We start from the raw sequence: 13,224 nt of genomic DNA, 5'->3' as shown, positions 1-13,224 counted from the left end.
GCAGGGGGGATGCCCAGAGCCGGCCATGGATGGCCGGCGGCCGGAACTGGGAGCAGGATGCGCATATTCCGGCTGGGCATCCCCCCTGCCTCCACGGCGGGCAGCGCACACCCTCCCGGAGCAATCATCCGACCCGGAGCAATCATCCGAACCCCACGCAGTCGGGAGAAGAACTTTTTTGCTTGCGCGACCACCGTCGCCGTTCATGTTGCCCACACGCGCAGCCATCAATCCCTGCCCGCCCAGTTGCTAGACTGCCCGCGCCCTTACGCCGGACTCCACGATGCCCAAGTACACCCCGCTCGCCTTCGCGCTCACCGCCAGTCTCGTCATCGGCCTGGTGTCCCCGGATGCCGAAGCACAGCGCCGCGCCGCGCGCGCGCCCGCCGGCCCCACCGCCTGCGGCGATTTCGATGCCTTTGCCAACCAGAACTGGCTGACCGCCAACCCGGTGCCGGACTCCGGCGCGGTGTCCGCGCTGGGCCAGCTCCAGGCGCGCGTGCTCGAGCAGCAGCGCGAACTCCTGTCCACGGCGATGAACGCCCCCCAGGGCCCCGTGCAGACCCTGCTCGGCGACTTCTGGGCCAGCGGCCTTGACCAGGCCGGGGTCGAAGCCGACGGCGCCCGGCCCATCGCGCCCCTACTCGACCGCATCAACGGCATCAAGCGCGCCAAGGACATCCCGCCGGCAATCGCCGCCCTGCACCAGGTCGGGATCCCGGTGGTGTTCAACTTCAGCGCCGACCTCGATCTTGCCGACCTGGACCGCCACATCGGCTACTTCGCCCAGGGCGGCACGGGCCTGCCCGACCCCGCGTACTACACGCGCGAGGACGCGGACTCGCGCGCCCTGCTCGACCTTTACAACAGCTATGTACAGAAGATCCTGGCGCTGACCGGCACCGCCGAGGCCGAGCTTGCGGCCGAGGCGCAGGCGGTCATCGACATCGAGACGCGCATCGCGCGCGCATCGCTGCCGGTGGCCTCGCTGCGCGACCCGCGCGGGAACTACGCGCTGGTGCCTACCGAAGGCCTGGACAAGGCGTACAAACGCCTGCAGCTGTCCGAATTCCTGGCCGCCCAGGGCGTTGCCGACGACAGCGTATCGATTGCCAACCCCGAGCTGTTCACCGCCCTCGACGGCATCGTCGGCAGCGTCAAGCCGGCACAGTGGAAGACCTATCTGCGCTTCCACGTCGGCGACGCGATGGCGCCCTACCTGTCCAGTGGCTTCCGCGACGCCGCCTTCGACTTCCGCGGCCGCGTGCTGCGCGGCGAGGCTGCGCAGCCGTCGCGCGAGCAGCTCGTGTTGCAGGCGATCAACCACGCCGCCGGCCAGATGGTCGCGCGCGAGTACGTCGCCCGCTACCTGCCGCCGGCCAGCCGCAGCCGCGCCGAAGCGGTGGCAGGGGAAGTCCGCGACGCCCTCATGCGCGCGGTCGAACGCGCGCCGTGGATGGACGACGCGACCCGCGCCGAAGCGGTCGCCAAGGTCAAGGGCCTCGGCATCGAGATCGGCGCACCGGTGCGAAACATCGACTACACCGTGCAGCCGATGGGCCGCGGCAGCTTCGGCGGCAACATGCTGATCGCCTCCACCTGGCACCACCGCGAGGAGATGCGGCGCATCGGCCGCGGCAATGCCCAGCGCCGCTGGCCGGTGCTGCCGCAGGAGCCGGCGCTGGCCTACGACGCCGCCCACAACCGCCTGCTGGTTTCGGCCGCGATGCTGCAGCCCCCGGTGCTGGACATGTCGCTCGACGGCGCCGCGCACTACGGTGCATTCGGCGCCCTGGTCGCGCACGAACTCAGCCACGCAGTCGACGGCAAGGGCCGACGTGTCGACGCCCGCGGCGAAATCCGCGACTGGTGGACGCCGGGAACGGCGACGGCCTGGAACGACCGCCTCAACGTGCTTGCGGCGCAGTACGGCAACCTCGACTACCCGGGGCTGCCCGGGCGCAAGCTCGACGGCAGCAGGAGCGCCGACGAGAACGCCGCCGACATCGCCGCGGTCGAGATCGCCTGGGACGCCTTCAGCCATGCCCTGCCGGAGGCCGGCGAGGACGGCAAGAAGGCCTTCTTCAACGCATGGGCCGGGGTGTGGAGCGAACAGGTGTCGCCCGCGGTAGCCGAGCAGCGCGCCGGCACCGCCGTGCAGGCGCCCGGCAAATGGCGCATCAACGCCCCCCTGTCCAACCTGCCCGCGTTCACCGCGACATGGGGCTGCAAGGCGGGCAGCGCCATGGTCCGCAAAGAGGACGAGCGCGTCGGCGTCTGGCGCTGACGCCGGCCTGCTTCAAAGCGCGCCGCGGCCCATGGGGCGCGGCGCGGCGATGGCTCAGAAGCGCCGCGCCGGGGGCCTGCGGCGCGGGCCGCTGCCGAAGGGCGGCTGGCCGCGCCAGTAGCGGATCAGCAGCCAGCCGAACAGCATGCCGCCAAGGTGCGCGAAGTGGGCCACGTTCGGCTGCCGGCCGGTGATGCCCATCACCAGCGTGATCACGCCGAAGACGATGGCGAGCGTGCGCGCCTTCATCGGGATCGGCGGGATCAGCAGCATCACCCGCTGGTGCGGAAACAGCATGCCGTAGGCCAGCAGCAGGCCGAACACGCCGCCGGAAGCACCCAGCGTCGGATACGGCTGCCCGCCCTGGGCCAGCGTCCAGCTCACGATGCCCAGCTGGCACAGCCCCGCGCCGACCACGCAGACCAGGAAATAGGTGAGAAAGCGCCTGGGACCCCAGGTGTATTCCAGCTGTGCCCCGAACATCACCAGCGCCAGCATGTTGAACAGCAGGTGCGCGAGGTCGCCGTGCAGGAAGCCATAGGTGACCAGTTGCCATGGCCAGAAGCCGGGCACGCCCGCCATCCTCATGAACGCGTCCACTCCCGGCGGCCACAGCATCAGCGGCGCGAAGGCCGCGGCCCCGAGCAGGCTCTGGAGCAGGAAGACGCCGGCATTGGCGATCAGCAGGCCCTTGGTGACGGGCGGCAGGTTGGTGAGCATTCGGGGTCCTTGCGCGTGCGCCGGCAATGATAGCGTTTACATCACCCGGCCCGGCCGCTTGGGGCCGCTAGCCGGGCCCCCAGACCTCCGCGTCCAGCGAAGTCGCCTTGCGCGCGGATGCGCAGGCGCGCCCCGCGGCGACCGCGACGCCTTCGGCCCGCAGGCGCCGCACCTGCTCGTTCCACGCCGCCGAGCCGGGCGGGAACGCGATCCGCCCGTCGCTGCGCAGCACCCTGTGCCAGGGCAGCGACGGATCGTCGCTGCCGGCAAGGAGCTTCGCCACCCATCGCGCACGCCCGGGAAGCCCGGCGCGGCGCGCGACCTCGCCGTAGCCCGCGACCTCGCCGCGCGGGATCGCGCGGACGGAGGCGAGGATGCGCGCGGCCGGGTCCGGATGCTCCATTGCGCTAGGATAGCCATCCCGTCCACTTCCGCGGGAATCCCATGCAGAACTTCGAACAGGTCCGCCGCCAACTGGCCGCCGACGGCTTCCGGACCACGGTCGACGAGGCGTTCGTGATCGGCGTCGAGCTCAGCCTCGACGGTGGCCGACGCCACCAGGCGATCTTCCTCTCCGAACTCCACGACGACGACCGGCGCTGCTACCTGCGCGTGAGCACTGCCGTGGCGCCGATCACCGGCATCGACGCGCGCCGCGCACTCGCCTTCAACTGGGACAGCCGCGTCGGCTACCTCGCCATCGGCAGGCTCGACGACGTGCCCTACCTGCAGCTGTGCGAGAACCGCCCCTACGACGGCCTGGACGCGGCCGAACTCGGACGCCTGGTGCTGGAGATCGGCGGCATGGGCGACCGCCTGGAACGCCTGCTCAGTGCCGACGGCGACCTGCTGTAGCGGCGCCTACAGCCAGCCCAGCCAGCCCAGCAGCTTGTACAGACCGTAGGCGATGCCACCCGACATCGGGATGGTCAGGATCCAGGCGCCGATCATCTTCTCGACCACGGTCCACTTGATGGCATTGAGCCGCTTGGCCGTGCCCACGCCCATGATCGCGGTCGAGATGTTGTGGGTCGTGGACACCGGGATGCCCAGCGAGGAAGCCGCCAGGATCACCGAGGCGGCGCTGGTTTCCGCCGCGAAGCCGTGGATCGGATGCAGCTTGACCAGCTTGTGGCCCAGGGTCTTGATGATCCGCCAGCCGCCGGCGGCGGTGCCCGCGGCCATCACCAGCGCGCAGGTGAACTTGATCCAGAGGTCGATGTCGCCCTCTGCCAGCGCGCTTTCGGAAGGGTGCAGGAAGGCCAGCCAGCCCGGCAGCGCGTCAAGCGTGCCCGCCGACTGTGCGCTGACCAGCGCCAGCGCGATGATGCCCATGGTCTTCTGCGCGTCGTTCATGCCGTGCGCGAAGCCCATGCCGGCGGCGCTCACGATCTGCGCCTTGCCGAAGAAGCCGTTCACCCAGCGCGGCCGCGCGATCCGGGCAAGCCAGCCGCCGCTGCGCGCCATCATCGAGATCACGAAGAACAGCACGCCCATCATCAGGAAGCCGGCGGTGAAGCCCAGCACCGGCGAACTCACCATCGGCACGATCACCTTCCACAGCACGCCGGCGCTGCGGTAGACAGGTTCCGCCGGCTCAGACCAGATGATCGAGTCCCAGTTGTTGCTGGTGGCCGCCAGCGCCGCGCCGATCAGCCCGCCGATCAACGCGTGCGAGGACGAGGACGGCAGCCCGAACCACCAGGTGATCAGGTTCCAGGTGATGCCGCCGAGCAGCGCGCACAGGATCAGCTGCGAGCCGACCTCGACCACGCCGGCGTCGATCAGCCCCGAGGCGATGGTCTTGGCCACCGCGGTGCCGGCCAGCGCACCGATCAGGTTCATGCTTGCCGCCAGGCCGACGGCCTGCATCGGCGAAAGCACCTTGGTCGCGACCACGGTGGCGATGGAATTCGCCGTGTCGTGGAACCCGTTGATGTACTCGAACGCGAGCGCGACCAGGATCACGACCAGCACCAGGGTGAGCATGGCGCCGGCCTCAGCTGTTCTTCAGCACGATTTCGAATGCCACCACGCCGGCCTCGCGGCAGCGGTCGATGGCCTTTTCGAGGATCTCGAAGAACTCCTTGAGCAGGAACATTTCGCGCGCGTCGAGCTTGCCCGAATAGATGTCGCGGTAAAGCTCGAGCATCAGCCGGTCTGCCTCGTTCTCGATCGAGCGCAGCTCGTCGTTGAGCGCCTTCATCGGCTCCAGCTTGAGATGGCGCAGCTGCTTCACCATCTTCACCACCACGCCCGCAGCCTGCTCCAGCATCGCCGCGCGCGGTGCGAAGTCGATGTGCTCGAGGTGGGCGGTGGCCAGCGAATAGCGGTCGGCGAACTTCTCGATCTGCTTGGGGATCTTGTACAGCGCCGAGCCCAGTGCCTCGATGTCCTCGCGCTCGATCGGGGTGATGAAGCTGTCCACCAGCGCCTGGCTGATCTTGTTGGAGGCCTCGCGCTCGCGCAGGCGCGCCAGCTTGAAGGCGTCCAGCGCGGGTTGGCGGTCGGCCTCGCGCAGCATCTGGTGGAGGGCCACGGCGGCATCCTGTGCGGCCTGCGCGGCCTCCTCCAGCAGCGTGTAGAACTGCTTGCCTTGGCCGAACATGGTCTGCAGGGAAAACATGGCGCGTCGCCTCGTCGGGGAATGCGGGGTCCGCGCGTGGCCGGCGGACGCGGAATTATGACCGCATCGTGACAATACGCCCACCCCGGCGGCGCCCGCCGGGCCCGCAGGCCGCCTGCTATGATCGCCCCGTGCGCCCGGCGCACCCTGTTTCACGGACCACCATGGACGACGACCCCAGACTTCCGCAGCGCTGCCCGCGCCCCTGCCCCGCCGCGCTGCCAAGCCCCTGCACCGCCAACCGCCACCGCCCCTGGACCGGGGGGCTGGCGCAATGATCGAGCTGCTCATCGTCGCCGCGCTGATCGTGCTGAACGGCTTCTTCGCCATGTCGGAGATGGCGCTGGTGACCGCTCGGACCTCACGCCTGCGCCAGCTGGCCGAGACCAGCCGCGGTGCGCGCGCCGCCCTGAAGCTGGCCGAGCACCCGGACAACCTGCTCTCCACGGTGCAGGTCGGCATCACCCTGATCGGCGTGCTCACCGGCCTGTTCGGCGGCGAGGCCATCGGCCTGCAGGTCGCCGAGTGGGTCCGCGGCCTGGCGCCTTCGGCGGCCGAATACGCGCGCCCGATCGGCATCAGCACCGCGGTCGGCCTGATCACCGCCGGCACCGTCATCTTCGGTGAGCTGATCCCCAAGCGCCTGGCGCTGACCAACGCCGAAACCATCGCCAGCGCGGTCGCGCTTCCGCTGGAGGCGCTGGCCACCGTCGCCAAGCCGGTGGTGTTCACGCTGGGTGCGATCAATCGCGCGGTGCTGCGCCTGCTGGGCATCAAAGACGACGAGCGCAACGCGATCTCCGAGGAGGAGATCCGGATGCTGGTCAGCGAAGGCCACGCCCAGGGCGTGATCGATGCCGACGAGCGCAACATGATGAACCGGGTGCTGCACCTGGGCGACCGCGATGCGCACAGCCTGATGACGCCGCGCACGCGCATCGCCTGGCTCGACGTCTCAGAGAGCTTGGAGGACAACCTGGCGACCATGCGCGAAACGCCGTTCTCGCGCTATCCGGTGTACCGCGGCAGCGACGACGAAGTGGCCGGGATCCTCGAGGTCAAATCGCTGATCGATCGTTTCCAGGAGGGCGAGTTCGACCTGTTCGAGCAGCTGCGCGAACCGCTGTTCGTGTCGGAATCAACGCCGGCGATGAAGCTGATCGAGATCCTGCGCGAAGAGCAGCAGTCGCTCGCGCTGGTGGTCGACGAATACGGCGATGTCACCGGCATCATCAGCGTCAACGACGTGCTCGAGGCGGTCATCGGCCGCACCTCCAGCGGCGAGGGCGCGGATTCGCATCCGCTGGTGGTGGTGCGCGACGATGGCTCGCTGCTGGTCGACGGCGCGCTCGGTGCCGATTCGCTGCGCGAGCTGTTCGACGGCAGGCCCCTGCCACATGCCGACGAGCACGACTACAACACCGCCGCCGGCATGACCATCGCCCACTTCGGGCGCATTCCCAGCGCCGGCGAGCACTTCGAATGGGCCGGCTGGCGCATCGAGGTGGTCGACCTCGACGGCCCGCGCATCGACAAATTGCTGCTGCAGCGGGTCGCGGGCAACCCGCCGGGCGATGGCTGAGCCGGATCCGCCGCGGGCGACCGCGCGCGCGGTGCTGGCGGCCCTCGCCGCCGGGCCCGCCGACGACGTGGTCACCCTGCGCTCGGTGACCGAAGGCCTGGGCGGAAGCCTGTTCGGCATGCTGCTGTTCATCGCCACCCTGCCCGCCTTCCTGCCGATCCCCGGCGTGGCCGGCGCGCTCAGCGGGCCGCTGGTCAGCGTGATCGGTGTGCAGCTGCTGGTCTGCATGCGCCGCCCGTGGCTGCCGCGCCTGATCGCCGACCGCGGCCCCAGGCGCGGCACGCTGGCGCGCTTCGAGCAGCGCGTCTCGCCGTGGCTGGGGCGGCTGGAGCGCGTCATCCGCCCGCGCCTGCCGGGCATGATCGACCATCCCGCGGCGAACATGGTCACCGGCCTGCTGCTGCTCCTGCTCGGACTGCTGCTGGCGCTGCCGATCCCGTTCACCAACTATGTATTCGGCGTGCTGCTCCTGGCCTATGCGCTGGCGCTGCTCGAGCGCGACGGCGCGCTGATGCTGGTGGCCTGGGGCGCGGGCCTTGCCGCGATCACGTTCTTCGGGATCACCGGCGGCACGCTTGCGGCATGGGCCACCGAGTGGGTCGAGCGCCTGCTGTAGCGCGACCTGCCTACGCCGCGCGCCCCGCCGGGCTCAGGACAACAGGCCGCGGAAGTCGTGCACGTTCATCGGATAGCCAAGCCAGTAACCCTGTGCAAGATCGCAGCCGCGCTCGCGCAGCACTTCGTACTGGCCTTCCTTCTCCACGCCCTCGGCGACGACGGTGATGCCGAGCGAATGCGCCATGGCGATGATCGCCGTGGTCAGCGCCAGGTCGTCCGGATCACGCAGCACGTCGGCGATGAAGCTGCGGTCGATCTTGACGCCGTCCACCGGCACCCGGCGCAGGTGGCTCAGCCCGGAGAAGCCGGTGCCGAAGTCGTCCAGCCACACCTTGACCCCCGCATCGCGCAGCCGCGCAAGCAGGCTGCTGACACGCAGCTCGTCGCCGATCACCGCGGTCTCGGTCAGCTCCACGTGCAGGCCGTCGGCCGGCAGCCCGGTGTCGGCCAGGGTCTGCTCCACCTGGGCCGCGAGGTCGCCGTTGCGCAGCTGTCGCGGCGAAACGTTCACCGAAACGAACAGGTTCGAGTCCGGGAAGTCGCGGCGCCACTGCATCGCGTCCCTGCAGGCCAGGCGCAGCACCTGCGGACCGATGGTTTCGATCAGGCCGCTCTGCTCGGCCACGTCGATGAACACCGAGGGCGCGACCATGCCGGTTTCGGGATGCTGCCAGCGCAGCAGCGCCTCGGCGCCGACCAGGCGCCGGTCTTCCAGGCGGTAGACCGGCTGGTACGCCAGGCTGAGCTCGCCGCGCTCCCATGCGCCGCGCAGGTCCTGCTCCATGCTCACCCGGCGCTCTACGGCCTGGTCCATGGCCCGGCTGTAGAAGCGATGGCAGTTCTTGCCCGCGACCTTGGCCTGGTACATGGCGATGTCGCCGTTCTTCATCAGCATGGTCGCGCCGGCGGCATCGTCCGGGAACAGGGTGATGCCGATCGAGGTGCCCAGGAACACCTGGCGACCGCCGACCACGATCGGCCGGCTGAGCTCCGCCACCAGGGTATCGGCCAGGCGGCTCGCCTTTTCGCGCATGCCGGCGGCATCGCTGCCGGCGGACTCGACCAGGATCACGAATTCGTCGCCGCCAAAGCGCGCCAGCACCGCGCCGTCGCCGCCCAGGCGCTCGACCGTCTCGTTGATACGGTTGGCGAACTGCACCAGCACTTCATCGCCGGCGTCGTGGCCCAGGGTGTCGTTGATGCGCTTGAAGTCGTCGATGTCGGCGAACAGCAGCGCCAGCTGATGGCCGGCTCCGTGCAGTTCCATCAGCCTGCGGTCCAGCGACTCGCGGAAGGCCAGCCGGTTGGCGAGTCCCGTGAGCGCGTCGGTGTAGGCCATGCGCCGCATGTCCCGGTCGTGGCGGGCAATGCTTTCGCGCATGTGGCCGAAGGCCCGGACCAGGTCACCGACCTCGTCCGCACGCCTGCTGTCAGGCAGCTCGGCGACGAAATTTCCGCTCTCGATCTCACGCGCGGCGTCCGCCAGCTGCCGCACCGGGCGCACCAACGTGCGCTGGACCAGGGCACCCAGGCCAATGGCCACCAGTACCAGCCCGGCCATGAGGGCCGCGATCCAGCCGGCGTGGCGCTGGCCGATGGCGGCCAGTCGCTCGGCCATGCCGGTGACGGCGCGCTGCTCGTCGGCCTTCACCGAGGTCATCGAATAACCCACCCGCAGGCCACCAAGGCGGACATCGCCGATATACAGCGGAACCGCGACGTCGAGCACCGTGTCGCTGGCCTGGATGTGCGGTGCGCGCGCGGTCACCGCCTCGAAGGCCATCGCATCGTCCATCACCTGGCCGTAGCTGCGGATGTCGCGCGAACCATCGTGGACGACCGTGCCGTCGTTGTCGTAGACCACGGCATAGGCGACATCGGGCTGCTTGAGGACGGCCCGCAGCAGCACGCCGATCTCGTCCAGGTCGAAATAGTAGAGCGGATTGACAAGCCCGCTGGCGAGCTCGACCCCGACCGCCTCTGAGCGCTCGGCCAGGCGGTCGAAGGCCAGAGCGTGCATGGACTCCGTGCTCAGCTGCAGCACTTCGTTGCGCATCACGTCCTGGCGATGCAGCAGCATCGCGACCACCGCAAGCACAACCAGCAGCGCCATCACCAGGGCGGCCAGGAAACGTGCGTACAGCCCGCTGGCGGCCTTCATTCAAGCACCTCGGCGACGCGGGCGACCCCTGCCCGGAGCGCGTCCAGCGACCGACGCGTGCCTGCGTCGACCGGCAGGAAGCGCGTGGTGCCGAAGAAGCGCTGCAGGGCTTCGCTTGCGGCTGGGTCGTTGGCGGCGTTGGCGAGCACGTCCCGCAGGCGTCCGGCGACCGCCGGGTCGAGGTCTCCGCGCACCACCTCCAGCGCCCGCGGGTAGTCCACGCTGGCGTGGAAGCCCACCAGGTCGCGGCGGTAGCTTTCCGGCATGTTCTGGAAATCGACGTTGCTGAAGGCGCCCGCATCCACCAGGCCCTTGTGCACCCAGCTCGAGATGTTGAATTCCGAGCGTGCGAACAGGTAGCCCACGGAACCCTCGGCCGCACGGTCGAACGGCGACAGCAGGATCTCCATCGGCATGTCGAGCGCGATCATCTCCATCGCCGGCACGTAATAGGCACTGGTGGAGCTGGGGTTCTGGAATGCGAGGCTGCGCCCGTGCAGGTCGCCGAGGCTTTCGATGCCGCTGTCGCGACGGGCGAAAAAGACCGTGTGGTAGGCGCCAACGCCGCCGCGCTCGGTCAGCAGGATCGCATTCGCGCCGGCGCGCGCTTCGAGCGCCATCGCCCCGGCCGAGGTCTCGGTGACCCAGTCGACGCGGCCCCGACGCAGGTAGCTTTCCATCTGCCGGGCATCGCGCGCCATGAGTATCCGACCCTCGCGGATGCCGACATCGGCCATCCGCTCCACGACGTAGTCGAGCATCGGCTTGAGCTGGTCATAGTGCGCGGCCGGATCGTCGCTGATCCGCCCAAGCACGAGCACGCCGGGTTCGGCGGCGGCAACCGGCGCGCACAGTGCGAGCGATGCGGCCAGCGCGGCCAACAGCTGGCGAAGGCGGCGGGACATCGCGATACCGGCAGGACCCCGCTTGCAGAAGATGCCGCAGCGTAGCGGAAAACATGATCGCCGGCACATGTTCACGCGTCCCCGCCGCATGCTCCGCCCGCCAGCCGCGCCATGCGCTGGGCATCGGCAAGCACTCCACGCAGCAGGCGCAGCTCGCGCTCGTCCATGTCGCAGCGCAGGAAGATCCGCCGCAGCTTGCGCAGCGCCGAGTGCGGCGCGCGACCTTTGTGGAAGTCGATCGCATCAAGCGTGTCGCCAAGCTGGCCGAAGAAGCCTTCGAGTTGGGCATGGCTGGCCGGGGGATCGCGCCTGGCGACGTTGCCCTCGCCCTCGCCGTCTCCGGCGGACGCTGCATCGCGCTCCAGCGATGCCACCCGCAGTTCGTAGGCCAGGACCTGCACGGCCGCGGCCAGGTTCAGCGAGCTGTACTCCGGGTTGGCGGGAATATGCACCGCGGCGTGGCACAGCTGCAGTTCGTCGTTGTCCAGCCCGGTGCGCTCGCGGCCGAACACCAGCGCCACGTTCGCCCCACGGCCGCTGGCCTCGAGCAGGCGCGCGGCCCCGGCACGCGGCGCGAGTTCCTCGAGCTGGATGCGGCGGCTGCGCGCGGTGCACCCGAGCACCAGGCTGCAGTCGGCCACGGCCTCGGCCAGGCTGCCGACGATGGGCGCCGCGTCGAGCACATCGTCGGCACCGGCGGCCATGGCCACCGCGTCGGCATGCGGATAGCGCTCCGGCGCAACCAGCACAAGCCGCTGCAGCCCCATGGTCTTGATGGCGCGGGCGGTCGAGCCGATGTTGCCCGGGTGCTGGGTGCCGACCAGGACGATGCGGATCCCGCCCGCCGGCTGCGTGCTGTTCGCGATGTGCGCGGTGTTCATGGGCGCAAATGGTAAACTGTGCGACGGCCTCGAGCCGACTGTTCTTTCCCCCTGCCGTCCCCCAACAACGCCGGAGTCCGCCTGCGATGCTACAACCTGCCGTCAACATCATGGTCAAGGCGGCCCGCGCCGGTGGCAACATCCTCCTGCGGCACATGCACAAGCTCGATGCGATCAACGTCGTCGAGAAGGACCGCATGGATTACGCCAGCGAGGTCGACCGCCTGGCCGAGGTCGCCGTGGTCAAGGAGCTGCGCCGCGCCTATCCCGAATACGCCGTGCTTGGCGAGGAAGGCGGAGAGCAGAAGGGCAGCCAGGGCGCCAGCCGCTACACCTGGGTGATCGACCCGCTGGATGGAACCAGCAACTACCTGCGTGGCTTCCCGCACTGGTGCGTCTCGATCGCGCTGTGCGAAGGGCCCGAGCCGCTGCATGGGGTGATCTTCGATCCGCTGCGCAACGAGCTGTTCACCGCCAGCCGCGGCGGCGGCGCCCAGCTCAATGAAAAGCGCATCCGGGTGGCCGACCGCAAGGACCTCGCCGGCACCCTCGTCACCACCGGTTTCCATCCGCGCGAGCGTTCGCGCACGGCGGCGCAGTTCGATTGCATGCGCCAGGTGCTGTCGGTGGCGGAAGACGTGCGCCGCACGGGTTCGGCCGCGCTCGATCTGGCCTACGTCGCCGCCGGTCGCACCGACGGCTATTTCGAAGCCGGCGTGCAGGCCTGGGACATCGCCGCGGGCATCCTGATGGTGCGCGAGGCCGGCGGCAAGGTCACCGACTACAAGGGTGCCGCGATGGGTCCCTTGCACATCGCGATGAACAGCCGCCAGGTGGTGGCCGGCAACATCCGCGTGGCCGAAGCCCTGCAGAAAACCGTCGCCGCCTCGGGCTACGCCGCGGCGTTCTGATCGAAGCCTCCCTTCTTCCCCCTCCGCCTGCGGGGAGCATAAAAGAAGGTTCTTCTCCTGATTGAGGGGGAGGCGTGCGGCCGGGCCGGCGGAGTAGCTGGTTCTTCTGAGGCTCCGGGTGATGCGGCAGTGGGGTCGGGAGCCGCTCCGTTGGGATGCGCGCTGCCCGTCCCGCGCACAGGGGGTGTGCTGCGCCGGCCGTCTCCGCATCCTGCTCCCAGCGGCCGGGCGCCGGCCATCCATGGCCGGCTCTCCGCACACCCCCTGTGCACGGGACGGGCCGTGGCGTTTTCCTGCTTCGGGTCGAAGATCAAGAGCGGGCACGCTCGCGATCGTGGCCGTGGTGTGACGTGGCGTGGCCGTGCCGCTTGATCCGGTGACGTCTGCCCGGTTGCGACATCTGCGGCGACGTTGCCCCCGTCCACCACCGCGCAAAAGGTCCGGGCCCGGGGGGGGGGGGGGGGGGGGGGGGGGGGGGGGGGGGGGGGGGGGGGGGGGGGGGGGGGGGGGGGGGGGGGGGGGGGGGGGGGGGG

11 protein-coding genes and 2 pseudogenes are annotated in these 13,224 nt (G+C 69.8%); 5 read left to right on the top strand and 8 right to left on the bottom strand.

All coding sequences use genetic code 11. The features are described 5' to 3' along the window. Positions 1-283 precede the first annotated feature (283 nt). On the top strand, positions 284-2,287 hold the full coding sequence (locus tag WCD84_RS14100; protein WP_343281771.1) for a M13 family metallopeptidase: 2,004 nt from the start codon (positions 284-286) through the stop codon (positions 2,285-2,287). A gap of 54 nt (positions 2,288-2,341) precedes the next feature. On the opposite strand, the gene WCD84_RS14095 is transcribed toward WCD84_RS14100, so the two are convergent. Next, positions 2,342-3,007 (bottom strand): rhomboid family intramembrane serine protease, encoded by a 666-nt coding sequence (locus tag WCD84_RS14095; protein ID WP_343256159.1) that lies wholly within the window; start codon positions 3,005-3,007, stop codon positions 2,342-2,344. Between the two features lie 67 nt (positions 3,008-3,074). Then, positions 3,075-3,410 (bottom strand): MGMT family protein, encoded by a 336-nt coding sequence (locus tag WCD84_RS14090; RefSeq protein WP_343256160.1) that lies wholly within the window; start codon positions 3,408-3,410, stop codon positions 3,075-3,077. A 41-nt stretch (positions 3,411-3,451) separates the two neighbouring features. Here WCD84_RS14090 and WCD84_RS14085 point away from each other — a divergent pair, with 41 nt between their 5' ends. Continuing rightward, positions 3,452-3,862 (top strand): hypothetical protein, encoded by a 411-nt coding sequence (locus tag WCD84_RS14085; protein ID WP_343256161.1) that lies wholly within the window; start codon positions 3,452-3,454, stop codon positions 3,860-3,862. Positions 3,863-3,868: 6 nt separating this feature from the next. Here the strand turns inward: WCD84_RS14085 and WCD84_RS14080 are convergent, their stop codons facing one another. Both WCD84_RS14080 and WCD84_RS14075 read right to left on the bottom strand, forming a co-directional pair. Continuing rightward, positions 3,869-4,996 carry an inorganic phosphate transporter gene (locus WCD84_RS14080; protein ID WP_343278184.1) on the bottom strand — a complete coding sequence of 376 codons (1,128 nt, stop codon included), beginning with the start codon at positions 4,994-4,996 and terminating at the stop codon, positions 3,869-3,871. Positions 4,997-5,006: 10 nt separating this feature from the next. Further along, positions 5,007-5,633: a DUF47 domain-containing protein gene (locus tag WCD84_RS14075; protein ID WP_343281770.1), complete on the bottom strand. Its 627-nt coding sequence runs from the start codon at positions 5,631-5,633 to the stop codon at positions 5,007-5,009. Positions 5,634-5,907: 274 nt separating this feature from the next. On the opposite strand from WCD84_RS14075, the gene WCD84_RS14070 reads away from it, so the two are divergent. Together WCD84_RS14070 and WCD84_RS14065 are read left to right on the top strand one after the other, a co-directional pair. Continuing rightward, positions 5,908-7,215 (top strand): hemolysin family protein, encoded by a 1,308-nt coding sequence (locus tag WCD84_RS14070; protein ID WP_343281769.1) that lies wholly within the window; start codon positions 5,908-5,910, stop codon positions 7,213-7,215. Continuing rightward, positions 7,208-7,831, top strand: a complete 624-nt coding sequence (locus WCD84_RS14065) for an exopolysaccharide biosynthesis protein (RefSeq protein WP_343281768.1) — start codon at positions 7,208-7,210, stop codon at positions 7,829-7,831. The genes WCD84_RS14070 and WCD84_RS14065 overlap by 8 nt, the downstream gene beginning before the upstream one ends. Positions 7,832-7,864: 33 nt before the next feature. Here WCD84_RS14065 and WCD84_RS14395 read toward each other — a convergent pair. The 4 genes and pseudogenes from WCD84_RS14395 to WCD84_RS14050 all read right to left on the bottom strand — a co-directional run. Beyond that, positions 7,865-8,605: pseudogene (locus WCD84_RS14395) on the bottom strand (putative bifunctional diguanylate cyclase/phosphodiesterase); the annotation flags it as partial. Between the two features lie 75 nt (positions 8,606-8,680). Continuing rightward, positions 8,681-9,394 (bottom strand): annotated as a pseudogene (locus WCD84_RS14390) (diguanylate cyclase domain-containing protein); the annotation flags it as partial. A gap of 596 nt (positions 9,395-9,990) precedes the next feature. Further along, positions 9,991-10,899, bottom strand: coding sequence for a phosphate/phosphite/phosphonate ABC transporter substrate-binding protein (locus WCD84_RS14055; protein WP_343256167.1), 909 nt, complete (start codon positions 10,897-10,899; stop codon positions 9,991-9,993). A 71-nt stretch (positions 10,900-10,970) separates the two neighbouring features. After that, positions 10,971-11,780: an RNA methyltransferase gene (locus tag WCD84_RS14050; protein ID WP_343281766.1), complete on the bottom strand. Its 810-nt coding sequence runs from the start codon at positions 11,778-11,780 to the stop codon at positions 10,971-10,973. 86 nt (positions 11,781-11,866) lie between these two features. Here WCD84_RS14050 and WCD84_RS14045 point away from each other — a divergent pair, with 86 nt between their 5' ends. Then, the gene (locus tag WCD84_RS14045; RefSeq protein WP_343256169.1) at positions 11,867-12,691 is read left to right on the top strand and encodes an inositol monophosphatase family protein; all 825 of its coding nucleotides are present in this window, start codon (positions 11,867-11,869) and stop codon (positions 12,689-12,691) included. Positions 12,692-13,224 lie beyond the last annotated feature (533 nt).

It is taken from the genome of Luteimonas changyuni (assembly GCF_039548395.1).
Classification (GTDB): Bacteria; Pseudomonadota; Gammaproteobacteria; order Xanthomonadales; family Xanthomonadaceae; genus Luteimonas.
Note: the sequence above shows the minus strand (reverse complement) of the source record. Positions and strands in the feature narration are given on the sequence as shown.